The sequence below is a fragment of the Magnetospirillum sp. ME-1 genome, assembly GCF_002105535.1.
GTDB lineage: Bacteria > Pseudomonadota > Alphaproteobacteria > Rhodospirillales > Magnetospirillaceae > Phaeospirillum.
In genome coordinates this window covers 4,067,407-4,092,500 of the sequence record NZ_CP015848.1, presented here as the reverse complement: position 1 = coordinate 4,092,500, position 25,094 = coordinate 4,067,407, and the positions used below count along the sequence as shown (strand labels likewise).

The 25,094-nt window shown below is 66.8% G+C and carries 26 protein-coding genes and 1 tRNA gene (1 of these 27 running past the window's edge); 5 read left to right on the top strand and 22 right to left on the bottom strand.

Going from position 1 to position 25,094, the window contains the following annotated elements; all coding sequences use genetic code 11:
• Together WV31_RS19140 and hemA are read left to right on the top strand one after the other, a co-directional pair.
• Nucleotides 1-1,206: the 3' portion of an aspartate aminotransferase family protein gene (locus tag WV31_RS19140; protein WP_085375042.1), read on the top strand. It extends 174 nt beyond the left edge of the window; 1,206 of the gene's 1,380 nt are visible here — the last part of the coding sequence; its start codon lies off the left edge, out of view; it ends in the stop codon at nucleotides 1,204-1,206.
• A gap of 140 nt (nucleotides 1,207-1,346) precedes the next feature.
• On the top strand, nucleotides 1,347-2,585 hold the full coding sequence (gene hemA, locus WV31_RS19135; protein ID WP_085375041.1) for a 5-aminolevulinate synthase: 1,239 nt from the start codon (nucleotides 1,347-1,349) through the stop codon (nucleotides 2,583-2,585).
• Between the two features lie 400 nt (nucleotides 2,586-2,985).
• Here the strand turns inward: hemA and WV31_RS19130 are convergent, their stop codons facing one another.
• Entirely contained in the window at nucleotides 2,986-5,601 is a 2,616-nt protein-coding gene (locus WV31_RS19130) for a bacteriohemerythrin (protein WP_085375040.1), read from the bottom strand.
• 256 nt (nucleotides 5,602-5,857) lie between these two features.
• Here WV31_RS19130 and WV31_RS19125 point away from each other — a divergent pair, with 256 nt between their 5' ends.
• Nucleotides 5,858-6,667, top strand: a complete 810-nt coding sequence (locus WV31_RS19125; protein ID WP_085375039.1) for an FTR1 family iron permease — start codon at nucleotides 5,858-5,860, stop codon at nucleotides 6,665-6,667.
• 6 nt (nucleotides 6,668-6,673) lie between these two features.
• Here the strand turns inward: WV31_RS19125 and arsA are convergent, their stop codons facing one another.
• The 8 genes from arsA to mnmA form a co-directional block, all read right to left on the bottom strand.
• Nucleotides 6,674-8,410, bottom strand: coding sequence for an arsenical pump-driving ATPase (gene arsA, locus WV31_RS19120; RefSeq protein ID WP_085375038.1), 1,737 nt, complete (start codon nucleotides 8,408-8,410; stop codon nucleotides 6,674-6,676).
• 1 nt (nucleotide 8,411) lies between these two features.
• The gene (gene arsD, locus WV31_RS19115) at nucleotides 8,412-8,783 is read right to left on the bottom strand and encodes an arsenite efflux transporter metallochaperone ArsD (RefSeq protein ID WP_085375037.1); all 372 of its coding nucleotides are present in this window, start codon (nucleotides 8,781-8,783) and stop codon (nucleotides 8,412-8,414) included.
• A complete protein-coding gene (gene arsB / locus WV31_RS19110; protein WP_085375036.1) occupies nucleotides 8,780-9,799 on the bottom strand; it encodes an ACR3 family arsenite efflux transporter in 1,020 nt (339 codons plus the stop codon). The genes arsD and arsB overlap by 4 nt, the downstream gene beginning before the upstream one ends.
• Before the next feature lies 1 nt (nucleotide 9,800).
• Nucleotides 9,801-10,247 carry an arsenate reductase ArsC gene (locus tag WV31_RS19105; protein ID WP_085375035.1) on the bottom strand — a complete coding sequence of 149 codons (447 nt, stop codon included), beginning with the start codon at nucleotides 10,245-10,247 and terminating at the stop codon, nucleotides 9,801-9,803.
• A complete protein-coding gene (locus WV31_RS19100; RefSeq protein ID WP_085375034.1) occupies nucleotides 10,244-10,648 on the bottom strand; it encodes an ArsR/SmtB family transcription factor in 405 nt (134 codons plus the stop codon). The genes WV31_RS19105 and WV31_RS19100 overlap by 4 nt, the downstream gene beginning before the upstream one ends.
• Nucleotides 10,649-10,755: 107 nt before the next feature.
• Nucleotides 10,756-12,039: an Hsp70 family protein gene (locus tag WV31_RS19095; protein ID WP_085375033.1), complete on the bottom strand. Its 1,284-nt coding sequence runs from the start codon at nucleotides 12,037-12,039 to the stop codon at nucleotides 10,756-10,758.
• 103 nt (nucleotides 12,040-12,142) lie between these two features.
• A tRNA-Met gene (locus WV31_RS19090) sits at nucleotides 12,143-12,219 on the bottom strand.
• 43 nt (nucleotides 12,220-12,262) lie between these two features.
• Nucleotides 12,263-13,384 carry a tRNA 2-thiouridine(34) synthase MnmA gene (gene mnmA / locus WV31_RS19085; protein WP_085375032.1) on the bottom strand — a complete coding sequence of 374 codons (1,122 nt, stop codon included), beginning with the start codon at nucleotides 13,382-13,384 and terminating at the stop codon, nucleotides 12,263-12,265.
• Nucleotides 13,385-13,477: 93 nt separating this feature from the next.
• Between mnmA and WV31_RS19080 the strand changes: the two genes are divergently transcribed.
• Nucleotides 13,478-14,080 (top strand): class I SAM-dependent methyltransferase, encoded by a 603-nt coding sequence (locus WV31_RS19080; RefSeq protein ID WP_085375031.1) that lies wholly within the window; start codon nucleotides 13,478-13,480, stop codon nucleotides 14,078-14,080.
• A 1-nt stretch (nucleotide 14,081) separates the two neighbouring features.
• Here the strand turns inward: WV31_RS19080 and WV31_RS19075 are convergent, their stop codons facing one another.
• The 11 genes from WV31_RS19075 to cysE all read right to left on the bottom strand — a co-directional run bounded on the left by WV31_RS19075 (nucleotide 14,082) and on the right by cysE (nucleotide 22,630).
• A complete protein-coding gene (locus WV31_RS19075; RefSeq protein WP_085375030.1) occupies nucleotides 14,082-14,783 on the bottom strand; it encodes a DUF599 domain-containing protein in 702 nt (233 codons plus the stop codon).
• Nucleotides 14,780-14,974, bottom strand: a complete 195-nt coding sequence (iscX, locus tag WV31_RS19070) for a Fe-S cluster assembly protein IscX (protein ID WP_085375029.1) — start codon at nucleotides 14,972-14,974, stop codon at nucleotides 14,780-14,782. The genes WV31_RS19075 and iscX overlap by 4 nt, the downstream gene beginning before the upstream one ends.
• 105 nt (nucleotides 14,975-15,079) lie before the next feature.
• Nucleotides 15,080-15,418 (bottom strand): ferredoxin family 2Fe-2S iron-sulfur cluster binding protein, encoded by a 339-nt coding sequence (locus WV31_RS19065; protein WP_068433268.1) that lies wholly within the window; start codon nucleotides 15,416-15,418, stop codon nucleotides 15,080-15,082.
• Nucleotides 15,419-15,434: 16 nt separating this feature from the next.
• The gene (hscA, locus tag WV31_RS19060) at nucleotides 15,435-17,327 is read right to left on the bottom strand and encodes a Fe-S protein assembly chaperone HscA (RefSeq protein WP_085375028.1); all 1,893 of its coding nucleotides are present in this window, start codon (nucleotides 17,325-17,327) and stop codon (nucleotides 15,435-15,437) included.
• Nucleotides 17,328-17,951 (bottom strand): Fe-S protein assembly co-chaperone HscB, encoded by a 624-nt coding sequence (gene hscB / locus WV31_RS19055; RefSeq protein ID WP_085375027.1) that lies wholly within the window; start codon nucleotides 17,949-17,951, stop codon nucleotides 17,328-17,330.
• Between the two features lie 137 nt (nucleotides 17,952-18,088).
• The gene (locus WV31_RS19050; RefSeq protein WP_085375026.1) at nucleotides 18,089-18,424 is read right to left on the bottom strand and encodes a HesB/IscA family protein; all 336 of its coding nucleotides are present in this window, start codon (nucleotides 18,422-18,424) and stop codon (nucleotides 18,089-18,091) included.
• Nucleotides 18,425-18,462: 38 nt separating this feature from the next.
• The gene (gene iscU / locus WV31_RS19045; RefSeq protein WP_009867410.1) at nucleotides 18,463-18,843 is read right to left on the bottom strand and encodes a Fe-S cluster assembly scaffold IscU; all 381 of its coding nucleotides are present in this window, start codon (nucleotides 18,841-18,843) and stop codon (nucleotides 18,463-18,465) included.
• Between the two features lie 82 nt (nucleotides 18,844-18,925).
• Nucleotides 18,926-20,182, bottom strand: coding sequence for an IscS subfamily cysteine desulfurase (locus WV31_RS19040; protein WP_085375025.1), 1,257 nt, complete (start codon nucleotides 20,180-20,182; stop codon nucleotides 18,926-18,928).
• 45 nt (nucleotides 20,183-20,227) lie between these two features.
• Nucleotides 20,228-21,361 (bottom strand): cysteine desulfurase family protein, encoded by a 1,134-nt coding sequence (locus WV31_RS19035; protein WP_085375024.1) that lies wholly within the window; start codon nucleotides 21,359-21,361, stop codon nucleotides 20,228-20,230.
• A 25-nt stretch (nucleotides 21,362-21,386) separates the two neighbouring features.
• A complete protein-coding gene (locus tag WV31_RS19030) occupies nucleotides 21,387-21,842 on the bottom strand; it encodes an Rrf2 family transcriptional regulator (protein ID WP_068433258.1) in 456 nt (151 codons plus the stop codon).
• The gene (cysE, locus tag WV31_RS19025) at nucleotides 21,839-22,630 is read right to left on the bottom strand and encodes a serine O-acetyltransferase (protein WP_085375023.1); all 792 of its coding nucleotides are present in this window, start codon (nucleotides 22,628-22,630) and stop codon (nucleotides 21,839-21,841) included. Before cysE ends, WV31_RS19030 begins: the two co-directional genes overlap by 4 nt.
• Nucleotides 22,631-22,840: 210 nt before the next feature.
• On the opposite strand from cysE, the gene WV31_RS19020 reads away from it, so the two are divergent.
• Nucleotides 22,841-23,536, top strand: coding sequence for an alpha/beta hydrolase (locus WV31_RS19020; RefSeq protein ID WP_085375022.1), 696 nt, complete (start codon nucleotides 22,841-22,843; stop codon nucleotides 23,534-23,536).
• 146 nt (nucleotides 23,537-23,682) lie between these two features.
• Here the strand turns inward: WV31_RS19020 and WV31_RS19015 are convergent, their stop codons facing one another.
• Nucleotides 23,683-24,006 carry a hypothetical protein gene (locus WV31_RS19015; protein WP_085375021.1) on the bottom strand — a complete coding sequence of 108 codons (324 nt, stop codon included), beginning with the start codon at nucleotides 24,004-24,006 and terminating at the stop codon, nucleotides 23,683-23,685.
• Between the two features lie 13 nt (nucleotides 24,007-24,019).
• Nucleotides 24,020-25,087: an anhydro-N-acetylmuramic acid kinase gene (locus tag WV31_RS19010; protein WP_085375020.1), complete on the bottom strand. Its 1,068-nt coding sequence runs from the start codon at nucleotides 25,085-25,087 to the stop codon at nucleotides 24,020-24,022.
• Nucleotides 25,088-25,094: the final 7 nt, after the last annotated feature.

Here is a 25,094-nt window from a genome sequence, read left to right as displayed (position 1 = left end):
CTGTGGTGCACGTCGCTGGGCTGGGGCGAGGAGCGCCTGGTGGAAGCCGCCGCCGCCCAGATGCGGCGCCTTCCCTTCTATCACCTGTTCAGCCACAAGGCCCATGATGCCGGCGTCGAGCTGTGCGCCCGCCTGCTGGAGATGGCCCCCGTCCCCATGTCCAAGGTCTTCCTGGCCGGATCGGGGTCCGAGGCCAACGACACCGCCATCAAGCTGATCCATTACCGCGCCAATGCGCTGGGCCTGCCCCATAAGAAGAAGATCATCGCCCGCGAGAAGGCCTATCACGGCGTCACCGTGGCCACCGCCTCGCTGACCGGGCTGGTCAACAACCAGCGCTCGTTCGATCTGCCCATTCCCGGCGTGCTGCGGGCCGCCTGCCCCCACCATTACCGCTTCGGCCGCAAGGGTGAGGGCGAGGAGGAGTTCTCCACCCGCCTGGCCGAGGAGCTCGAGGCGCAGATCCTGGCCGAGGGGCCCGACACCGTCGCCGCCTTCTTCGCCGAGCCGGTGATGGGCGCCGGAGGGGTGATCGTGCCGCCCGCCGGCTACTTCCCCAAGATCCAGGCGGTGCTGGACAGGTACGACGTGCTGCTGGTGGTCGACGAGGTGATCTGCGGCTTCGGACGCACCGGACGGATGTTCGGCACCGAGACCTTCGGCATCCGCCCCGACATGATGACCCTGGCCAAGGGCCTGTCGTCAGGCTACGCCCCCATCTCGGCCCTGATGGTCAACGAGCGGGTCTACGCCCCAATCGCCGAGGAATCGGGGCGTATCGGGGTGTTCGGCCACGGCTACACCTATGGCGGTCACCCGGTCTCGGCCGCCGTAGCGGTGGAGACGCTGAACATCTATGCCGAACGCGACATCCTAGCCCATGTGGCCAAGGTGGGGCCGGTGCTGCAGGCGGGACTGCGGAACTTCCGCGACCATCCCCTGGTGGGCGAAGCCCGCGGCATCGGCCTGATCGGCGCCCTGGAACTGGTGGCGGACAAAGAGACCCGCGCCCCCTTCCCGCCCGAGCTGACGGTGGGGGCCAGGGTGGTGGCCAAGGCCCAGACCAACGGCGTCATCCTGCGCGCCATGGGCGACGCGGTGGCCTTCGCCCCGCCCCTGGTCATCTCGGAAAGCGAAATCCGAGAGATGCTGCGGCGGTTCGGGCAAGCGCTTGACGAAGCTCATGGCGAGCTTGGTCACGGATAACTATGTGATACTTCAGTCGAAAGCTCTGGCGCATTACAGCTTGTACACTTGCGCCACGGCTTTTCGATCCTCTAGGATCGGCGAATTCGGCCGGCTTCCCCGGAAAATATCGGGGTGCGACGGGCCGAGGGAGGAGAGGAATGGATTACGAGCATTACTTCACCAAGCGGATCGCCGACCTCAAGAGCGAGGGGCGCTACCGGGTGTTCGCCGATCTGGAACGCCAGAAGGGCCGCTTCCCCATTGCCCTGAACTATCGCGATGGCGAGGTCAGCGAAGTGGTGGTGTGGTGCTCCAACGACTATCTCGGCATGGGCCAGCATCCCGAGGTGATCGCCGCCGCCCATGAGGCGCTGGAGCGCTGCGGCGCCGGCGCCGGCGGCACCCGCAACATCTCGGGCACCAATCACTATCACGTGCTGCTGGAAGAGGAACTGGCCGGCTTCAACGCCAAGGAGGCGTCGCTGCTGTTCACCTCGGGCTATGTGGCCAACCAGACCACGCTGTCGACCCTGGGCGCCACCATTCCCGGCCTCGTGGTGTTCTCCGACGAGCTCAACCACAATTCCATGATCGAGGGCATCCGCCACGGCCGCTCGTCCAAGCACGTGTTCCGCCACAACGACCCGGAACACCTGGAGCAGCTGCTGTCGGCCTATCCGAAGGAGACGCCCAAGCTGGTGGCCTTCGAATCCGTCTATTCCATGGACGGCGACATCGCCCCCATCGCCGAGATCTGCGACGTGGCCGAGGCCCACAACGCCATGACCTTCCTGGACGAGGTCCATGCCGTGGGCATGTACGGGGCACAAGGCTCGGGCGTCGCCGAGCGCGACGGGGTGCGCGATCGCATCACCATCATCCAGGGCACGCTGGCCAAGGCCATCGGCGTGGTGGGCGGCTATATCGCCGCCTCCGCCTCCTGCGTCGATTACGTGCGCAGCTTCGGCCCCGGCTTCATCTTCTCGTCCTCCATGCCGCCGGCCACCGCGGCGGCCGCCCTGGCCTCCATCCGTTTCCTGCGCGCCCATCCCGAGATCAGGGACCAGCACCAGGAACGCGCCGCCACGGCCAAGCGCCTGCTGTCGGCCCGCGGCATTCCGGTGCTGCCCTCGGTCAGCCACATCGTGCCGGTGATGGTGGGCAACGCCGCGCTGTGCAAGCAGGCCAGCGACCTGCTGCTCACCGATTACGGCATCTATGTCCAGCCCATCAACTATCCCACCGTCCCGGTGGGCACCGAGCGGCTGCGCATCACGCCCACCCCGCTGCACGATGACGCCATGATGGCCCATCTGGTGGATTCGTTCTGCGCCGTGTGGGACCGGCTGGACCTGCACAAGGCCCACCATCCGAAATCGGTCAAGGCGGCGGAGTAGTTCCAAGGCCCTGCTGGGCCTTGGCCGGCCCAAGGGGCCGCGCGGCTTATGCCGCGGAAGCCAAGCGAAGCGCCCGGCGATTGAGGGCGACAAGGCAAGTCACCTCGGTGACTTGCCGAATAGCGACAGCTTCCTGTCAGGATGAGGCCGTACTCTGAATCAAGTCGAGCCGAATCGCTCCGGCATGCCCTCGTTGGAGCATTCATTCGGTTTGGCCCTCCCAAGATGAAGCCGGCGGGCTCCCCAACTCCCGCCGGCTTCTATCTTTTTGGGGATGCAGGATTTGTCATTCCGAGCCATGGGCGAGGAATCTGCGCCTGGACCGGCGGCGGCAAACCGGAAAGAACATTCCAAACCGAGATCCCTCGCCTCCGGCTCGGGATGACAGCCGTGCGGACGATCAATAAACGCCCTTGGAATTGAGATAGCCGGCCGATTTGCGGTCCTCGGCCAGGGTGTGGCCGACGATCCATTCCTGCAGGAAGGTCAGCACCTCGGCCTCGTTGTAGCCGCGCCCCTCGGCCACCGCCGCCTGCATCTCGGTCAGCTGCTCGAGCAGGCGCTTGTGGCGGGCCTTGTGGCTGCTGAGATCGGGGTATTTGTAGCGGATCAGCAGCCCCTCTTCCTCGCTGAAATGGAAGCGGGCGTATTCCCTGAGCAGCCCCATGGTCTCGGCCACGTCCACGTCGGGGCTCTTGCGCTCCATCATGTCGAGGACGGAATTGCCGATCTCGAACAGCCGCTTGTGGTGGGAATCGATGCGCTGCACGCCGACGGAGTACTCGTCGTGCCATTTGATCAGCACGCGGGCGTGCTCGCCGGCCTCGACCATGGCGCGGGTGCGCTTGGTGCTGGCCTCGAACAGCTTCCAGCGCACCGAGGGGATGTCGCGCAGGGTTTCGGCCGGCACCAGATAGACCTCGCAGCCTTCCAGGGCGCGGACGCGCAGCAGGCTGGGGGTGTTGAAGATGGCCACCTCTTCGCCGAAGAAGTCGCCGGGCTTCAAGGTCTCGAACATGTGCTCGCCGAGGAAGCGGCCGGCGCTGCCCGATTTCAGCATGGCCACCTGGCCGGGGCCGGGCTCGATCACCGTGTCGGTCTCCACCGCCTGGCGGTTCATGGCCTGGGCGATGCGGTTGAGCGACTTGGACGACACCACTTCGCCGAACAGCGAGGTGCGCAGCAGGAACTCGCGATGCTCCAACAGGCGCGACACACCCGAGAAGACGTTGTTGTAGCGCACGAATTCCAGATAGAGCGAACACGGGATGGCCAGGGCCTGAACGAAGCTGGCGGCGCGATAGGTCTCGGACGCCTGGGTGCCGAACAGTCCCGACAACTCGCCGATCAGCGCGCCGGCCGACAGCACGGATCGCATCTCGATCTCGATGGGGATCATCTCGACGCTGCCTGACAGCAGCAGGTAGATGTGGTCGTTGAGCATGCGCTCCTTGACCAGGATGGTGCCGGGATTGAACGTCACCACCGGATTGTTGAGCAGCACCCGGATCTGGTGGCGGGGAATGCCGGGAAAATAAGCATCCAGCGCCTCGAAGGCATAGGGCCAGATGAAATCGTGGTTGGACGGGATCAGCACGTCCACCGTTCCGAACGAGGCCGACGAGCCGATGGCCTTCTGGGCGCGGGTGTTGCGCTGCGAAGTGTGGGCCAGAATGATCTTGTCCGACTGGTCGTCGCGGAAATCGTAGGCGTCGCCATGGATCATGCCGCCGCCCACGTCGATCTTCTTGACGTGGGCCGGGGTCAGGTAATCGGCGGCCACCGTGTCGTAGAGGGCCTGGCTGATGCCGGGCGCATCGCCGTCGTCGGTGACGAAGCTCTGCAGCACCGACAGGCGGCAGATATCGGCGAAATGGGAATAGGTGCGGTAGCCCCCCTCCCACATGGCGCGGAAGTGGAAGATGGTGGTCTCCACCGGATGGGGCGAGAAGACCGGCATCACCTCCAGCCCGTCGATGCCGTTCCATTCGCCTTCGACCAGCGGGCAGACGTCGAAATAATCCGAGAACGCGCCTTCCTCGATGGACAGCAGCGCCGCGACCTTCTTGGCCACCGAGGCGCGGACCAGCGGCGTCGAATAGTATTTCAGCTTGTGGTCCGAGCGGATCAGCGTGGTCAGCCCGGCGAAATGGTCGTCGTGGGAATGGGTATGAAAGATGCCCTCGATCTCGTTGACGCCGATGCCCAGCGCGTTGAGCGAGTAGAGGATGTTGGGTCCGGCATCCACCAGGAAGACCTTGCCCTGGAACATGATGATGGAGGACATGGAGGGCCGGTTGATGTCCCAGCCGTCGCCCTCGCCCGAATGGATCACCGCGAAATACTCGCGCCGCAAACGGTAGAAGCCCAGGGGATAGGGCGATTCGTAGGTTTCGAACGGCGGCAGGTTCAGATCCACCACCGCCGTCTGGCCCTGATAGGAAAACTCGAAGACGTTGAACAGCATGCGCCGCACGAAGACGCCGTTTCTGATCTCTACGGGATCGTTGTCCACCACCAGGGTGTCGAGCAGGTCGCCGGGGTGGCGGATGGAGCCGAAGGCGAAGCGCAGCTTCATGCGCATCAGTTCACGGGCCCGTTCCGGGGTCTCACCGGCCTCGATGATCTCTTCCTCGTTCACCAGCCCGTAATTGCCGCGATAGATGTACTGCATCTGGGCGCGCACCTGGTCGGCGCTACCGATCAGCATGGGCTTGACCCCGGTATTGCCGGGATGGTCGGGCAGGATCATGCCCTGGCGGTACAGCATCTGCAGGACGGGAAATTCAGCCAGATTGGAGAAACTGCCGTTCTGGACCATGGCGTCGGAGAGCAGGATGGCGTTGGGTCCGGTCTCGAACGGCACGCCGTTCTGCTCGGTCGACACGATCAGCCCGCGCTTCATCAGGTGCTTCACGGCGTCGGCCGGACAGCCGCACAACACCGACACCCCCGCCTGGGGCGCCTCGATCCACCAGACACCGGTGGTCACCTCGATCTTACGCAGCAAAGGCATCGCCCCCTCGTACTCCTTGCCGGATTCCGCCCGAGGGGTTCCCGCCCGCCCAGCAGATCCATATTGCATATATAGCATGCCGGAACCGCCTAACCACCCCCGGGTATCCGCCATTCTTCAATGCTTTACATTAGTCCGGCAATGACCTATCTCAAGTATGGGAATGCTGCAATTCGCTCGCAATCGCATCAGCTGATGCTAAGGATGCGACCAAGACCCCACAAAGCTTGCCCCTTCAAGAGTCAAAGAGGCCCCCATGCTGGCGTCAGCCGTGATCGTCTTCCGCGAAGTTCTCGAAGCCGCCCTCATCGTCGGCATCGTGCTGGCCGCCACCAAGGGACTGGAGGGCAGCCGCCGCTGGGTCGCCGCCGGGGTGTTGGGCGGACTGATCGGCTCGGCCGTCATCGCCGGCTCGGCCGAGGCGCTGTCCGACGCCCTGTCGGGCATGGGCCAGGAGGTGTTCAACGCCTCGATCCTGGGGCTCGCGGTGGTCATGCTGGGCTGGCACACCGTATGGATGAGCAGCCATGGCCGCGAAATGGCCGCCGAGATGAAGCGGGTCGGCCACGCGGTCAGCATGGGAAGCCGCCCCTTGTCCGTCCTGGCCGTGGTGGTGGGCGTCGCCGTGCTGCGCGAGGGTGCCGAGACGGTGCTGTTCGTGTTCGGTGTCTCGGCCTCGGGCGAAAGCGGCAAGCTGGCCACCATGGCCGGCTGCGCCGTGGGCCTGGGCGCCGGCATCACCGTCGGCATCCTGCTTTACCGCGGCCTGCTGGCCATTCCGTCCCGCCACCTGTTCACCGTCACCACCTGGCTGGTGACCCTGCTGGCCGCCGGCATGGCGGCCCAGGCGGTGACCTATCTGTCCGCCGCCGGACTGATCGAGATTCCCACCCAGCCCTTGTGGGACACCTCGTGGCTGCTGCCGGAAAACAGCATCGGCGGCCGTCTGCTCCACACCCTGGTAGGCTACATGGACCGGCCCGGCGCCGGCCAGCTGGCCGCCTATGGCGTCACCCTGCTGGGCATCACCAGCCTGGCCAGGATGGTGGGCCGGCGCACCGCCTGAAGCACATTATCCGCCGAGCAGGCGGGACAACCCTTCCCTCCCCACCGGATTGGCCGCCTGCCAGGGGACCAGGGCGACGCGGGAGTCCGGCTTGTCCGCCACCTTGCGGATGAACGGCTCCTCGTAGCGCCCCCGCCGGGCCAGCACGGGATGGGTCGTGCCGCTGGCCAGCAGGCTCTGGTTGATCACCCAGGCATAGGGCGCGATGCCGGCGCGGGCCAGGTCCTCGCACAGGCGTTCGGCCTCGTGAACCGGGGTAGCCTCGGCCAGGGTGACGATCAGGATGCGGGTAAAGGCGGGATCACGCAGCCGGGGCAGCAACTGGCGCACCGATTCGGGCATGTCCGCCTGGGTGCGCATCACCTCGCGGTGATAGGCCTCGGCGGCGTCCAGCAGCAGGATGGTGTGCCCCGTAGGCGCGGTGTCGAGGATGACGAAGCGCTCGCCCCCCTCCTCCACCGTGCGGGCAAAGGCACGGAACACCGCGATCTCCTCGGTGCAGGGTGAGCGCAGGTCCTCTTCCAGCATGGCGCGGCCTGCGGAATCCAGGCCAGCGCCGGCCTTGGCCAGCACCTCGTCGCGGTAGCGCTCCACCTCGGCGGCGGGGTCGATACGCTCCACCCGCAGGCCTTCGATTCGGCCTTCGACCGCCATGGCCACATGGGCGGCGGGATCGGTGGTGGACAGCGTCACCGCATGGCCGCGCGCCGCCAGCACCACCGCCAGGGCGGCGGCCATGGTGGTCTTGCCCACCCCGCCCTTGCCCATGGTCATCACCACGCCGTGCCCCATGGCCTCCAGCCCGTCCACCAGCGGCCCCAGGCCGGGCGGCAGCTTTCCGGCGGAAAATGCCGACTCGTCGGCCCGCTCCTCCGCCCGGCCCAGCATCAGCCGCAGGGCGGCCAGCCCCACGGTGCCGCAGGCCAGGAAGGGAATGCTCTGACGCGACAGAGCGGCCAGCCCCGCCGGCATGGCAGCCATGGCGTCGGCGCCGCGCCGCTCCATGGCCCGCGCCACGGGATCATCGCTCTCGCCGGTCGAGAACACGCCGTTGACCGCCAGGCGCAGATTGCCGATGCCCAGCTCGGCCAGTTCACGCCTTGTGCGCTCGGCCTCGCGCAGGGCGGCGGTCTCGGGCCGCGCCACCAGGACGATGGAGGTGGCGGTGCCGTCGGCCAGTTGCGCCACCGTGGCGGCGTACAGGGCCTTCTGCTTCTCCAGCCCGGCCAGCGGCCCCAGGCAGGACGCGCCGCCGGTGGACGACGCGATGAAATCGGTCCAGGCCGAGGGCAGGGTCAGCAGCCGCAGGGTATGGCCGGTGGGCGCGGTGTCGAAGATGACGTGGTCGAAGCCGGCGGTGGCTTGCGGGTCGCCCAGCAGCTTGGCGAACTCGTCGAAGGCGGCGATTTCCACGGTGCAGGCGCCGGAGAACTGCTCCTCCATGCTGGCGATGGCGGCGGGCGGCAGGATGCCGCGATAGGGGCCGACCATGCGCTCGCGATAGGCATGGGCGGCGGCCTCGGGGTCGATGTTCATGGCGAACAGCCCGGGGGCGCCGGCGATGCCTGTGGGGCTTTGCCCCAGGGGCGTGCCCAGCACTTCGTCCAGGTTGGAGGCCGGGTCGGTGCTGACGATCAGCACCCTGTTCCCGCCTTCAGCCAGGGCAAGGCCGGTGGCGCAGGACAGCGAGGTCTTGCCCACGCCGCCCTTGCCGGTGAAGAACAGGGTGCGGGTGTAGTCCACCTCAGCAGCACCCGCTCTTGGGCGAGCAGCAGGACATGCTGCCGTCGGCCTTGACGGTCACGCGCGGCTTGGCCGTGAGATTCAGCTTGGCCGCCAGCTGGTCGCGGGACAGATGCACCCCGGTGGAGATGATGTGGCCGTCCACCGCGATGATCGGCAGGCGATCCATGCCAGCCTCCATTTCCTTGACCACGGCGGGGTTGGCGGCGAAGGCCTGGGGCTCGGTGCCCAGATTGTAGCGCCGCACCTCGACGCCCTGGGTGGCCACCCAGGCCAGGTCGGCGGCGAAGGCGACCAGGACGGGGTCGACCTCGGGTCCGCACACGCCGGTCGAGCAGCACATGGCGGGATCGTAGACTTCGAGCTTTTTCATGATGAGCTCCTCTCGTACCAGCCCTTGCTGGAATTGACGATTTTCACCACCGACAGCATCACCGGCACCTCGATCAGCACGCCCACCACGGTGGCCAGCGCCGCCCCCGACTGGAAGCCGAACAGCGAGATGGCGGCGGCCACCGCCAGTTCGAAGAAGTTGCTTGCCCCGATCAGGGCCGAGGGACCGGCGACGCAATGGGCCACGCCCAGTTTCTTGTTGAGAAGATAGGCCAGCCCGGAATTGAAATAGACCTGGATGGTGATGGGCACCGCCAGCAGGACGATCACCAGGGGCTGCCTGATGATCTGCTCGCCCTGGAAGCCGAACAGCAGCACCAGGGTGGCAAGCAGCGACACCAGGGACACCGGCCCCAGCCTGGCCAGGGTGGCGGCCAGCCGGCCGCTCCGCAGCAACGCCTTGCGCCAGAGTTGCGCCACGATCACCGGCACCACGATGTAGAGCACCACCGACAGGAACAGGGTGTCCCACGGCACGGTGATGGCCGACAGGCCCAGCAGCAATCCGACGATGGGGGCGAAGGCCACCACCATGATCAGATCGTTGACCGCCACCTGGGACAGCGTGAAATGCGGTTCGCCGTTGGTCAGGTTGGACCACACGAACACCATGGCGGTGCAGGGCGCGGCGGCCAGCAGGATCAGACCGGCGATGTAGGATTCGATCTGGTCGGCGGGCAGCCAGGGCTTGAACAGATGGCTGACGAATATCCAGCCAAGGAGCGCCATGGAGAACGGCTTGACCGCCCAGTTGATGAACAGCGTCACGCCGATGCCCCGCCAGTGCTCCCGGACCTGATGCAAGGCCCCGAAATCGATCTTCAGCAGCATGGGGATGATCATGGCCCAGATCAGCACCGCCACCGGCAGGTTGACCTGGGCCACCTCCAGCCGCCCGATGGCCTGGAACGGCCCCGGCAGCCAGTGGCCCAGCGCCACGCCGGCCAGGATGCACAGCGCGACCCACAGGGTCAGATAGCGTTCGAACAGGTTCATCTCAGACCTCCCCGGCCCTTTGCGGACCGAGTTCGATCAGGCGCTTCACCTTGGCCTCGATCATGGCATAGACCCGGCGGAACTCGGCCAGCCGCTCCTCGTGGGTGCCCTCGGCCGCCGCCGGGTCGGGAAAGCCCATGTGGAGCTTGGCGGGATGGCCCGGCCAGACGGGGCAGACCTCGCCGGCGGCGTTGTCGCAGACGGTGATGACCAGATCCATCTTCGGCGCATCGGGCAGGGCGAATTCGTCCCACGACTTGGACCGGTAGCCCTCGGCCGGCAGCCCCTTCTCGGCCAGCACCTCCAGCGACAGGGGATTGACCTTGCCGGTCGGATTGCTGCCGGCGCTGAACGCCCTCCACTTGCCCGCGCCAAGATGGTTGATCAGGGCTTCGCCCAGAACGGAACGGGCGGAATTGCCGGTGCACAGAACAAGTACGTTGATCATCGGGAAGCCTCGCAGCAGGAAGAAACGGCAGGCAGGGCCGAACGGCCCTGATCGCACAGCACCTGGACCGGAACCTGATCGACCAGGGCAAGCAGCCTGCGGTCCCCCGCGATGGTGGGGTCGTCGGCCAGCGACGACCGGATCATGCCGAGAAACTGCGGGGCATAGGGGTTGAGGCCCCGCTCCGCCAGCCGGTAATAGACCCACTTGCCGTCGCGGCGCTGCTGCAGCAGACCGGCGACCTTCAAGGCCGCCAGATGCTTGGAGATGGTGGCGGTCGCCAGGCCCAGCACAGTGGTGATCTGGCACACGCACAACTCGCCGCCTTCCAGCAGCTTGAGGATGCGCACCCGGCTTGGGTCGGCGACGGCCTTGGCCACGGTTTCAAAGGTTTCGATCATGGGCGGACACTGCCATCATTTCGCCATTCAGCAAAATGATACTTCCATGACACCCCCCGATGCAAGGACCTCCGACGCCGTGGCGGCGGGTTTCGGGGGCCTTCCGGTCAGCCGAACAGCTCGCGGGCGCGCTGGGCCAGGCCGGTGGCGACCGAGATGAATTCGCCGCCGGCGCTCAGGCGGTCCTCGCCGAAATGGCGGGCGAAGATGGCGCGCACCGCCGGCACCAGGGACGAGCCGCCGGTCAGGAACACCCGGTCCACCTGGGCCGGTCCGGTGCCGGTAGCGTCGAGCAGACCATCGACGCAGGCCTCGATGGCGGCCAGCTCCTTGCCGATCCAGCCCTCGAACTCGGCTCGGGTGATGCGGCGCTCGACCACCACCGGATCGTGGTCGAAGCGCAGCACCGTCTCGTCGGCCAGGGACAGCTCGCGCTTGGCCTGCTCCACCGAACGGTAGAGGTGATAGCCGAGATTGTGCTCGATCAGGTCCAGCAGCATCTCCAGCTGATCGGGATGCTCCACGTGGCGCTTGAGATCGCGCAACATGCGCAGGGTCGAGGGCGTGTTGAGAAAGGCGACATGGTGCCAGCGCTCCAGCTTGGCGTAGACCCAGGCCGGCATGGGCAGGATCTTGCCGTCGCTGGCATAGGTGGTGCGCTTGCCGAACTGGTCGGAAATTCCGTGCTCGACGATGCGGCGGTCGAAGGCGTCGCCGGCAAGGCCAAGTCCGGCGGTGCCGATGATGGCGTCCTCGGGCCGAGCCAGACCGGCACGCCCCGGCCCCAGGCGGATCAGGCAGAAATCGCTGGTGCCGCCGCCGAAATCGGCCACCAGCACGGTCTGATCGCGGCGGAGCGTGCTTTCGTAGTAATAGGCGGCGGCGATGGGCTCGTACTCGAAGGCCACCTCGCCGATACCGGCCCGCGCGAAGGCATCGACCAGCCGGCCGGTGGCGTAGGCATCCTCCTGCTCGCCGCCCTCGGCGACGAAGCGCACCGGACGGCCGGCCACCACCCGCTCGACCTGCCCTCCCCTGGCCACGGCGGCTTGCCGCAATCGGGCGACGATCAGCGCCACCAGGTCTTCCAGGGCGTAGGCTTTCCCATAGATGGCCGTGCTGGTGAACGACCGGCTGGTCAGGTAGGACTTGAAGGATTGCAGGAAGCGGCAATCCCCGTCGCCATGCACATAGGCCTCGATGGCGTCGTGCCCGACCAGGGGCACGATACGGCGCTGGGCGTCGCGCCGGGCGTTCTCGAAGGCCAGAACCGAGCGCAAGGTCGAACTCGGCCCCGCCGCAGTGACGAAGTCGAGAACCTCCACATCCCGGCCGGCACCGGCCAGGGCGACGGCGCTGTTGGTGGTGCCGAAATCCATTCCGACGAACATGCGGGGGCCTCACGGGATGCAGCGAACCGGGCTTACCTACCCCGGCAAAAACAGAACGCCCGGCAAGTCGGTGACCTGCCGGGCGTTTCTCTGACTGTCTCGATGGTAGCGGGAGAGGGACTTGAACCCCCGACCCCAGGATTATGATTCCCGTGCTCTAACCAGCTGAGCTACCCCGCCATCGCGTCGAGAGCGGTTCGTATAATAGCCTCGGAGGGCCCTGTCAAGACTCTCGCGCACGGCAAATCCAACCGCCGCCCAGGACCCGTTCGCCCTGGTAGAAAACGCAGGCCTGGCCGGGGGCGACGCCCTGTTCCGGCCCGTCCAGAATCACTTCGGCGCGATCCCCGTCCAGGCGGCGCAGCACGGCCGGGGCGGGCGGGCGGGTGGAGCGGACCTTGACCGCGACGCGCAATTCCGTCTCGTCGCCGCCCAGCCAGTTGACGCCCTCCACCGGGACGGTCAGGCAGTTCAGGTCGGAACGGCCGCCCACCACCACACGGGCGGTTTCGGGCTCCAGCGCCACCACATAGAGCGGCGGGCCGCCGCCCAGCCCCAGCCCCCTGCGCTGGCCGATGGTGTAGTGGATCAGGCCGGGATGGCGGCCCAGCACCTTGCCCGAGGTATCGACGATCTCGCCCGGCCTTGCCGCGTCCGGGTGCAGGCGGGTGACCAGGGCGGCGTAGTCGCCGTCGGGCACGAAGCAGATGTCCTGGCTGTCGCGTTTGGCGGCCACCGGCAGGTTGTGGCGCGCCGCGATGGCCCGCGTCTCGGCCTTGCCCGCCATGCCGCCCAGGGGAAAGCGCAGGAAGTCCAGCTGCGCGCGGGTGGTGGCGAACAGGAAATAGCTCTGGTCGCGGGCCGGATCGCTGCCGGTCCACAGTTCCGGCCCCTGGGGTCCGAGACGGCGGCGCACGTAATGGCCGGTGACCAGGGCGTCGCCACCCAGATCCCTGGCCACGGCCAGCAGGTCGCGGAACTTGACCGTGCGGTTGCATTCGACGCAAGGAACCGGCGTGCGGGCCTGCAGATAGGATTCGGCGAAGCGCTCGATCACGTCCTTGCGGAACGTCTCCTCGAAATCCAGCACGTAATGGGGAATGCCCAGCGCATCGGCCACGGCGCGGGCGTCATGGATGTCCTTGCCGGCGCAGCAGGTATTGGGGCGGCAGGCACCCGGTTCGATTCCGCTGGCGGCCAGATCGTAAAGCTGCAGCGTCACGCCCACCACGTCGTAGCCCTGCTCCTTGAGAAGTGCCGCCGTGGCCGACGAATCCACGCCGCCCGACATGGCCACCACCACGCGGGTGGCCGAAGGGGGTTTGTCGATGTCCAGAGTGTTCATGCCCTTGTTTTAGGGGATGGGCGGGGCGCGTTGCAACGGGGCCGTGCTGGCTGTAGAACTGCTCCTTCGGCTTTCCCTTTTTTCGGATGCGTCATGGCCCCCAAGAAGAAGTCCGCTTCGCCCCGGAAGCTCAACCTCGGCTGCGGCCGCGACGTGCGCGAGGGCTGGACCAACCTTGACGTCATGCCCCTGCCGGGCGTCGATGTGGTCGCCGACCTGGGCCGGTGCGCCACCACGCCGCTCCCCTTCGAGGACGACACCTTCGACGAATTGCTGCTGTCCCACCTGCTGGAACACATCGCCGAGCCCCTGCCGCTGATGCAGGAGTTGTGGCGCATCGCCAAGCCCGGCGCCAAGATGCAGATCAGGGTCCCCCACGGCGCCCATGACGACGCCTGGACCGATCCCACCCATGTGAAGCCCTATTTCGCCCGCAGCTTCGGCTATTTCTCCCAGCCCTGGTACTGGCGGGCCGATTACGGCTATCGCGGCGACTGGCAGCCGGAACTGGTCACCTATTCGGTCGCCCGCCGGCGCTTCAACGGCATGATGCCGCAGCAGGTCCTGGAGCAGATCGACGCGCTTCGCAACGTGGTCAGCGAGATGGTGGTCGATCTGGTGGCGGTCAAGCCGCTGCGCCAGCCCAGGAAGGAGCTGATGCAGGCCGCCAACATCAAGATCGCGTTGGTGGAGTGACCTAGACCGGCGGCACCGCCGCGTTGAGCGCCTTCAGCGTCTTGGACCTGAATTCGCGGCGATAGAGCACCGCCACCACCACGGCCGTCGCCGCCACGAAGGCTCCGGCATGAAAGAACCAGATCATCATGGCCAGCGCGAAGTAATAGGCCCGCAAACCCCGGTTGAAGCTGTTGGCGGCCAGGGCGTTGAGGCGGGCAGCATGCTCGGCGAACAGCTCCTTGGCCTCGGGCGTGGCCGAGGGCTCGGGTGCCGCGCCCAGCAGGATGCAACAGTAATTGAACTGCCGGAGCGACCAGGTGATCTGGAAGAAGGCGTAGACGAACACGCCGGCCAGCAGCATCACCTTGGCCTCGAAGGCCCCCTGGGCCATGGGCGCCACCAGGGGCAGGTCGCGCACCACCCCATAGGCCCGCTCGCCCGAACCGATCAGCGCCACCAGACCGCCCAGAATCAGGATGGAGGCCGAGGCGAAGAACGACACGCTGCGCATCAGGTTGCCCATCAGGGCACTGTCGGCGACGCGGGCCTCGCGGTCGCACAGCGCCCGCATCCAGGTGCGGCGGTGCCTGGCCGTGGCGGCCAGCAGCGAATGGCCACCCAGGGTCAGGCGGTCGGCGATGACGGTATAGCCCACCCACAGCATCAGGAAGGCGGCGAAGGCGGCCAGATCGATGGGGGGCAGCAGGGCGAAGGGGTTCATTCCCGCTCGTCGATCCAGGCCATCTGGATGGCCTCGAGGATCTTCTCGTTGGACTTGGCGGGATCGTCGGCGAAGCCCGGCAGTTCACAAACCCACTTGTGCAGGTCGGTGAAGCGCAGATTGACGTTGTCAGCGCCCGCGTGCGCTTCTTCCAGGGCGATGGCGATGTCGAGGGTATCGGTCCACTTCATCGGACTCTCCCCAGTCTGTCACCCTGAGCACAAGCGAAGGGTCTTTCAGGCACCGGCGGCGGGTGAAAGATCCTTCGGCCTTGCCTCAGGATGACGCCAAAGGCGTCACTTCTTGTCCACCTGCATGTTGCGGGTGGCGGCCGGCAGGGTGACGGTCAACCCGTCCAAATCCTTGCTCATGATGATCTGGCAGCCCAGCCGCGAGGTGGCGGTGAGGCCGAAGGCCAGGTCCAGCATGTCCTCCTCGTCCTCGGTGGCGGGCGACAGCTTGTCGTACCATTCCTTGGCGACGATCACGTGGCAGGTGGAACAGGCCAGCGAGCCCTCGCAGGCGCCTTCCAGCTCGATCTTGTTGCGATGGGCCACTTCCAGCACCGACAGCCCCTCGGCGGCGTCGACTTCGTTGCGGGTCCCGTCGGGGGCGATGAACGTCATCTTGGGCATGAGCCGGCTTTCCTATCTATTCGCCGCTGAGGGCGTCGTCGAGCTTTTCCACCGCCATGCCGGCCAGGGCGGCGCGGATGCCACGGTCCATCCGCCGTTCGGCGAAGGTCTTGGTGGCGGCCTCCAGGCCTTCCGACGCGGCCGTCACGGCATCGCGGTCGCCGGCGGCGATGGCGGCATCGACGGCGGCGATAGCGGCATCGATACCCTTTCGCTCGTCATCAGACAAGAGGTCGGCGTCAACTTTCAGCGCCGCCTGCACCGCCAGCACCGAGCGCCGGGCCTCGACCGCCGTCTCGGCGAACAGGCGCGACGCCATGTCGTCCTTGGCGTTGACCAGGGAATCGCGCAGCATGTTGGCCATTTCGTCCTCGGTCAGGCCATAGGACGGCTTGACCGCCACCTGCTGCTCGATTCCGGTGGTGGCCTCGGAGGCAGTGACGGTCAGCAGGCCGTCGGCGTCCACCGTGAAGGTGACGCGGATGCGCGCCGCGCCGGCGGCCATGTTGGGAATGCCGCGCAGCACGAAGCGGGCCAGCGAACGGTTCTGGTCCACCATCTCGCGCTCGCCCTGGAGCACATGGATGGCCATGGCGGTCTGGCCGTCCTGATAGGTGGTGAATTCCTGGGCCATGGCCACGGGGATGGGGGTGTTGCGCGGAATGACCTTTTCCACGATGCCGCCCATGGTCTCGATGCCGAGCGAAAGCGGCGTGACGTCCAGCAGCAGGGTATCCGAGCCGATGGTCAGGGCCTCGGCCTGCAGCGCGGCGCCCACGGCCACCACCTCGTCCGGGTTGATGTCGGCCAGTGGCTCGCGGCCGAACAGTTCCTTCACCTTGCGGCGCACCAGCGGCATGCGGGTCGAGCCGCCCACCAGCACCACGCCCTGGACGTCCGCGACCTCGATGCCGGCGTCGGCGATGACGCCCCGGCAGATGGCCATGGTCTTGTCCACCCAGGGGGCGGCCAGGGCCTCCAACTCATCGCGGGTCATGACGTGCTTGGAGGGCTTGCCGTCCACCTCGATCATCCAGTCGCCATTGGCGCGGCCCGACAGGCATTCCTTGGCGACGCGGGCGGCGGCCAGGGCCTGCTTGGCCTCGCCCGCCGTGATGGTCTCTACCCCATGCTCCTTGGCGCGCTCGGCCAGAAAGCGCTCGGCGATGGCGTGATCGATGTCGTCGCCGCCCAGCGCGGCGTCGCCGCCGGTGGACTTGACCTGGAACACGCCCTTTTCCATGCGCAGGATGGAGATATCGAAGGTGCCGCCGCCGAGATCATAGACGGCGTAGAGCCCCTCGGCGGCATTGTCCAGGCCATAGGCCAGGGCGGCCGCCGTGGGCTCGTTGACCAGTCGCAGAACCTCGAGCCCGGCCAGACGGGCGGCGTCCTTGGTCGCCGTACGGGCCGCGTCGTCGAAATAGGCGGGAACGGTGACCACGGCACGGTCCACGCTCTTGCCCTGGGCCTCCTCGGCGCGGGCCTTGACGGCGCGCAGGATGTCGGCGGAAACCTCGACGGGGGTCAGCGTGCGCCCCGCCACCTTGAGGCGCACCATGCCGCCCTCGGCGGCCACGTCCAGGGTATAGGGCAGCGTGCCGGCCAGGGTCTTCAGATCCTCGGTGCCGCGGCCCATCAGGCGCTTGACCGAGCTGACCACATGATCGGGAGCTTCCAGGATCATGCGCCGGGCGTCATTGCCGACCACGACCTCGCCGTCATCGGCGTAATAGACCACCGACGGGATCAGGCCCTTGCCCTCGGCATCGCGCAGAACCTCGGTCTCGCCGTCGCGGGCCAGCGCCACCACCGAATTGGTGGTGCCCAGGTCGATGCCGACCGCCAGGCCGCGCTCGGATTCGTGGGGGGCCGGGCTCTCGCCGGGTTCGTGAAGCTGCAACAGCATTTAGGGAAGCCTCAGGGCACGGGTTTTCTTGGCACGGGCCTCTTCGGCCAGCTTGGCGAGGTATTTCAGGCGGATGGTCAGATGCCCCGCCTCTTCCAGATTGTCGGCGTTGATGGCGGCCGAGATGTGGCACTGGCAGGCGATCACCTCGGATTCCGCCTGCATGGCCAGCTTGGCGATCTGGTCGGGGGTGGTGGCCTCGGCCAGGGCTTCGCGCTTTTCCATCTGCTCCATCAGCAACTCGCGGTCGTTGATGGTGCCGCAGGCGGTGAGATCCACCGGATGACCCAGATGGTTGAGCAGATAGGCGGCCCGCTTCAACGGGTCCTTCAGGGTCTCGTAGGCCTCGTTCAGCGCGGTGGCCTGGGATTGGGACAGCGCCTTCTCCTTGGACGACTTGGCGGCGAAGCGGTCGGGATGCAGGCGCTTCTGAAAGCCGAAATACTGGCGCTGCAGGGCGTCCAGATCCAAGTCGAAGGACGGCGGAATGCCCAGGCGGGCGAAGTGGTCGATGGTGCCCGGCCCCTGGACGGCGCCGCACACCGAGCAGAACAGGGCGCGCGTCGCCACCGGCCCCTTGCAGGACCAACAGGAAACGATCTGGGCGGCGGCGGGGGCGTTCATCGTCCTCTCCTCACCACCAGACCGTCATTCCCGCGAAAGCGGGAATCCATGGTCCCACCGGCACGGCACAGGCTATCGAACATCCAACTTGTCCCCAGCATGGACCCCCGCCTGCGCGGGGGTGACGAGCAAACTACTCAGACGTGGAAGGACTCGCCGCAGCCGCAGCGCCCCTTCTCGTTGGGATTCTTGAAGACGAAGCCCGACTGCATCTTGTCCTCGACGAAGTCCATCTCGGTGCCCAGGATGAACATGGTCGCCTTGGGATCGATCAGCACGGTGACGCCCTTGTCCTCGAGGATTTCGTCGAACTGCGACTTCTCGTCGGCGTATTCCAGGGTGTAGGACATGCCCGAGCAGCCCTTGGAACGCACGCCGATGCGGATGCCCACGCTGGGCTTGCCGCGCTTGGCCAGCAGGACCTTGACCCGCTCGGCGGCGGCGTCGGTGATGGTCATGGGAGCAGGAGGCATGATCTTCCCCTTCTTCTCGTATACCCGCGTTCCGCCGCTCAGCCCGACTTCTTCTTGTAGTCGGCGATGGCGGCCTTGATAGCATCCTCGGCCAGCACGGAACAATGGATCTTGACCGGCGGCAGGGCCAGTTCCTGGGCGATGTCGGTGTTCTTGATGCTTGCCGCCTCGTCCAGGGTCTTGCCCTTGACCCACTCGGTCACCAGGGAACTGGAGGCAATCGCCGAGCCGCAACCGAAGGTCTTGAACTTGGCGTCCTCGATGATGCCCTCGGCGCTGACCTTGATCTGCAGCTTCATCACGTCGCCGCAGGCCGGCGCGCCCACCAGGCCGGTGCCCACCGCGGAATCGTCCTTGTCGAGGGCACCCACGTTGCGGGGGTGCTCGTAGTGGTCGATAACCTTGTCGCTGTAAGCCATAACCGTTCTCCAACTTTACCATCGGGCCTCAGCCCGGAATCATTCTAAGGCAATTCGGTACCGAATTGCGCAAAAATTTAACTCAATGCTCGGCCCACTCGATGGACTTGAGGTCGACGCCTTCCAGATGCATGTCCCACAGCGGACTCATGGCGCGCAGATGCTCGACCGCCTCGACGATGTGGTCGATGGCGAACTCGATATCCTCGTCGGTGGTGAAGCGGCCCAGGCCGAAGCGCAAGGACGTGTGGGCCATCTCCACGTCGACGCCGAGCGCGCGCAGCACGTAGGACGGCTCCAGCGAGGCCGAGGTACAGGCGGACCCCGACGACACCGCCAGATCCTTGACGCCCATCATCAGCCCCTCGCCCTCGACGAAGGCGAACGAGATGTTCAGGTTGCCGGGAATGCGGTGATCCAGGTCGCCGTTGACGTAGATTTCCGGCAACCGCTGCTTCAGCCCGCCCAGCAGACGGTTGCGCAAGCCCATCAGCCGCTCGGCCTCGGCCCCCATTTCCGCCTTGGCGATGGCGCAGGCCTCGCCCAGGCCGACGCACAAGGGTGTGGCTAAGGTGCCCGAGCGCATGCCGCGCTCCTGGCCGCCGCCGGTGATCAGCGGCACCAGACGGACGCGGGGACGGCGGCGCACGTACAGGGCGCCGATGCCCTTGGGCCCGTAGATCTTGTGACCCGAGATGCTCATCAGGTCGATGTTCATGGCGTTGACGTCCAGGGGGATCTTGCCTACCGCCTGGGCACAGTCGGTATGAAAGAAGGCACCCTTCTTGCGGCACAGGGCGCCGATCTCGGCCAGGGGCTGGATCACGCCGATCTCGTTGTTGACGGCCATGACCGAGACGATGGCGGTCTTGTCGGTGATGGCGGCCTCCAGCTCGGCCAGATCCACCAGACCGTCGGTCTTCACCGGCAGATAGGTCACCGAGAAGCCTTCCTGTTCCAGGTGGCGACAAGTGTCGAGCACGCATTTGTGTTCGGTCACCACGGTGACGATGTGGTTCTTCTTGTCCTTGTAGAAGTGGGCGACACCCTTGATGGCCAGATTGTTGGACTCGGTGGCGCCCGAGGTGAAGATCACCTCCTTGGCATCGGCACCGATGATGTCGGCGATCTGCTCGCGGGCCTTTTCCACCGCCTCCTCGGCTTCCCAGCCGTAGCGGTGGTTGCGCGAGTGGGGATTGCCGAACTTCTCGGTGAACCAGGGCAGCATGGCCTCGACCACGCGGGGATCGCAGGGCGTGGTCGCCTGATAGTCCAGGTAGACCGGCGCCCCCGGCGGGCGGGGCAGGCTGGGGCGGGTCGTCTTGCCGAGAGCTGTCATTTGCAAAGATCCCTTACCTTTAGTCGTTTTGCTCAAGACGGCCGCTCAGGCCGCCTCCGAAACCTTTAGTCCCTTGTGCCGGGCCAGATCGGCCCAGGCGGCGAGGAACGTGTCCACATCTTCCGGCCGGCTCGACCAGCCCAGGCTGACCCGGATGGCCGAGCCCTTGAGCCGCTCCTCCAGGCCCATGGCCGCCAGCACGTGGCTGGGCGCGACCTTGCCCGAGGAACAGGCGGCTCCGGCGCTGACCGCGACGCCCGCCAGGTCCAGCGCCATCACCTGGGTCCGCCCCTCCACCCCCGGCAGAGCCAGGCAGGTGGTATTGGGCAGACGGGGCGCGCCGGCCCCGATCACTACCGCGTCGGGAACCAGGCGCCGGGCGCCTTCTTCCAGACGGTCACGCAAGGCCTGCACACCATATGTGGTGTCGGCCCCGGCCAAGTCATCCCCCGCCGATTGGGCGGCGGCGCCTAAGCCGACAATTCCCGCCACGTTCTCGGTGCCAGCCCTGCGGCGGCGTTCCTGGCCGCCACCCAGCAAGATCGGTGCCAGTGTCCGGCCGGATTCGGCGAGAATCAGCGCGCCCACGCCGGCCGGGCCTCCCATCTTGTGGGCGGAAAGGGTGAGGATATCCGCCCCCAGCTGGCCGAGGGAAACCTTGATGCGGCCCATGGCCTGGGCGACATCGCAATGAAGCCATGCGCCGCGTGCATGAATGATGCGGGCCGCCTCGGCCACCGGCTGGACGATGCCGGTCTCGTTGTTGGCCAGCATCACCGACACCAGGGCCGGGCGGGTATTGGCGGCCAGCAGGCAATCCAGGGCGGCGAGGTCGATGATGCCGTCGGGGGTGACCGGCACCCGCTCGGCCTCGGACGCCGAATCGAGGACGGAGGGATGCTCGATGGACGACACCAGCAGGCGGGAGCGCCCGCAGCCCCGAAGCGCCAGGGCGTTGGCCTCGGTGCCGCCCGAGGTGAAAACGATGCCGGCGGGGTCGGCGCCCACCAGCCCGGCCAATTGCCGCCGCGCCGCCTCGACCCTGGCCCGCGCCGCCCGCCCGAAACCGTGGACGGAGGACGGATTGCCGGGCTCGGCCAGCGCCTCGACCATCGCGGCCGCCACCTCGGGGCGCACGGGGGCGCCGGAATTGTAGTCGAGGTAGACGGCCCTGCTCACTTCACCTTGTCCTTTCGCTTGAGCCCTATTGCGCGGCGGCGGTGCCGTGGAACATGCCCGAGCTGCCCAGGATGCGGCGCTCGCACACATCGGCCAGGGACACCGAGCTGAGATAGAGATAAATCTGGTTGCCGAGTTCCTCCCACAGGTCGTGGGTCAGGCAGCGGCCCTTGTTGTTGTGGCAGCCGGCCGGCGAGCCGGGAGAGCACCGGGTGGTCTGGATGGGTTCATCCACCGCCAGGATAATGTCGGAAATGCGCGTCTGTTGTGGGATTCGCGACAAAAGATAGCCGCCGCCCGGCCCGCGCACGCTTTTCACCAGACCGCCCTTCCTGAGCTTGCCGAACAGCTGCTCGAGATAGGACAGCGAGATTTCCTGGCGCTCGGCGATGTCGGCCAGAGCCACCGGGCTTCCCTCGGAATGGCTGGCGAGATCCACCATGGCCATCACGGCATAGCGCCCCTTGGTGCTGAGTTTCACGATATGACCTCCCGTTCCAGTTGCCGGCCGGTTGTCCCGCTGGCCGGAGTGGTTACCGCTTCGATAGGTATGGACTTTTCGCCCTTCTCAGCCCCCTCGGGCTGGGAGAGGCGGGCGCAGGCCTGGGTCGGGTGGCCGTGCAGCTCGGTCTCCAGTTCCTTGACCCGCTCCATCAGGGTCGCCACCTGCGAGCGGACGGAATCGATGGCCCGCACCACCGGGTCGGGCAGTTCCTCCACCGGCAGGCCATAGGCGCAGAATTCGCTTTCCTGGCGGCGCATCACCATGCGGGCCGGAATGCCCACCATGGTCACGCCCGGCGGCACGTCGGTCAGCACCACGGCGTTGGCGCCGATGCGCGCCCCCTTGCCCACCGTGATGGGGCCCAGTACCTGGGCGCCCGAGCCGACGATCACCCCGTCCTCCAGGGTGGGATGGCGCTTGCCCTTGTGCAGCGAGGTGCCGCCCAGCGTCACGCCGTGGTAAAGGGTCACGTCGGCGCCGATCACCGCGGTCTCGCCGATCACCACGCCGGTGCCGTGATCGATGAAGAAGCGCTCGCCCAGCTGGGCGGCCGGATGAATCTCGATGCCGGTCAGGATCTTCCCCACATGCGAGACGAAGCGCCCCAGCACCCGCAATCCATGGTTCCAGCACCAGTTGGACAGGCGATGAAACAGCACCGCGTGCAGGCCGGGATAGCACAGCAGAACCTCCAGCCAGGAATGGGCGGCCGGGTCACGCTTGCGAATGGACGCAATATCTTCTTGAAGGCTCTTGAAAATCATAGCTCGCAATATGTTAATGTACGTCGCGACGGTCGCATGCGACCGCCAGGGGAATGCCCAACCGGGCGCTGACATAGCGAAGGTGAATATAGGATGCCCGACAAGGCCGGTCAAGATTGACGGGCTAAAATCCAATTTGTTGTTGTATTTTCCCCGACATTACCACTCAGGTTTGAGCGGTTGCCGGGCAAGGGAGACTGTACGCACGCCATGCCTGAAGTGATTTTCAATGGACCCGACGGCCGCCTAGAAGGCCGCTACCATCACGGCAAGTCGCCGAATGCCCCGCTGGCCCTCCTGCTTCATCCCCACCCGCAGCACGGCGGGACCATGAACAACAAGGTGGTCTACGCGCTGTACCATGCCTTCGTGCGGCGCGGCTTCTCGACGCTGCGCTTCAACTTCCGCGGTGTCGGCCGCAGCCAGGGCAAGTTCGACAACGGCCAGGGCGAGCTGTCCGACGCGGCGTCGGCGCTGGACTGGATGCAGTCGTTCAACGCCAACGCCTCGGCCTGCTGGGTGGGAGGCTTCTCGTTCGGCGCCTGGATCGGCATGCAGCTCCTGATGCGCCGCCCCGAGATCGACGGCTTCGTCTCGGTGGCGCCGCCGGCCAACGTCTTCGACTTCTCGTTCCTGGCGCCCTGTCCGTCGTCGGGCCTGATCGTGCACGGCACCAACGACGACCTGGTGCCCGAGCCGACCGTGGCCAAACTGGCGGCCAAGCTGGCCACCCAGCGCAACATCAAGGTGCGCTACCAGACCATCGAGGGGGCCAACCACTTCTTCGGCACCCATCTGGAAGCCCTGGACGGCATGGTAGACGCCTATCTGGGAGAATCCATGGTGGCGCGCCCGACGGCCCCGCCCCCGGTGCCCGAGCCGGAACTGGCCGTCGCCCTGCCCTGATACCGACAACCCCCGCGAAAGCGGGGGTTTTTCGTTGACGCCAATCATTCCGTCATCCCGAGCGCAGTCGAGGGATCTCGTCCTGACCAATGCTCCAGGCGGAGATCCCTCCTCCCGTTGGTCGTCGGGATGACAGATCGGGGTCCCTAGTTGATGGCCGAGCAATTGACCTGGGCCAGGCGCTTCCACTGGGCCGGCTTGGCCCCCTTGCCCACCGAGGTCATGTCGATGATGTGGGCCTGGAACACCCGGGCCTGGTGGGGACGCACCAGCCGGCACATGGCGGCGCCGTACTGTTCCCACGACAGGGTCTCGTTCTTCACCACCACGTAGAGATTGCCGCGGTCGTCGATGGAGGCGTCCAGCACCTTGGGCTGAGCCCGCACCGCGGCGATGGCGGTGGCCTGATCGGCCCGGACCTCGGGAGCGGCCAGCAACAGCAGGGCGAGGACGGCAAGGAAGGCGCGCATGAAGGCTCTCCGCTTAAAAAGCATGGAGGCGGCCGCCGGTCTGGGGGGCGGCGACGCCGGTGGTCTGGGGATAGGTCAGGGGCAGGCCGGCCAGGGAGCGCACCGCCAGGAAGGCGAAGGCCTGGGCCTCGAGCGCGTCACCGTTCCAGCCCACCGCCTCCACCGGTTCGACCGGCGCCGACAGGCCACGGTGCAGGGCTTTCATCATCTCGGGATTGCGCCGCCCGCCGCCGGTGACCAGCCAGCGCTTGACCGGGCGGGGAAAACTGTAGGCGGCCAGCGCCACCGAGGCGGCGGTAAAGGCGGTCAGCGTCGCCGCCCCGTCCTCGGCCGAGGCCCCTTTGACCAGTTCCCAGGCCAAGGCGTGGAATTCGTCGCGGTCCAGCGACTTGGGCGGATGGCGGTCGAAATAGGTGTGATGCAGGAAGGCCTCGACCGCGTCGCGCCTGACCCGCCCGCCCGCCGCCAGCTGACCGTCCGTATCCACCGGCTTGCCGGTATGGGCCTGGGCCCAATCGTCGATCAGGGCGTTGCCCGGTCCGGTGTCGAAGGCCAGCAGCGAGCCGTTCTCGGATATCCAGGTGACGTTGCCGACGCCGCCCAGGTTGAGCACCGCCAGCGGCGTCTCGAGCCCCGCCGCCAGGGCGCGGTGATAGGCTGGAACCAGCGGCGCGCCCTGGCCTCCGGCGGCCACGTCGGCGGTGCGGAAGTCGTTGACCACCCGGATGCCGATCTCCGAGGCCAGCAGGGCGCCGTCGCCGATCTGCCAGGTGCGGCGTTCCTGGGGGGCGTGCAGGATGGTGTGGCCGTGAAAGCCGGCCACCGACACCTTGGCGGCATCGATTCCGTGTTCGGCCAGGAAGTCGCGGACCACTTTGGCATGGAACAGGGTCAGCTCGCGCTCCACCTCGGCCACCGGACCGTTGCCGCCCAGCACCCCCATCAGGGCGAGGCGCTGCTCGGCCCCGTAGGGAATGGTGGCGGACGGCCCCATGTGGGCCACGGCCACGCCGTCGGTATCGAGCAGGGCGACGTCGACGCCGTCCAGCGAGGTTCCGCTCATCAGCCCCAGCGCCAGCATTGCGTCC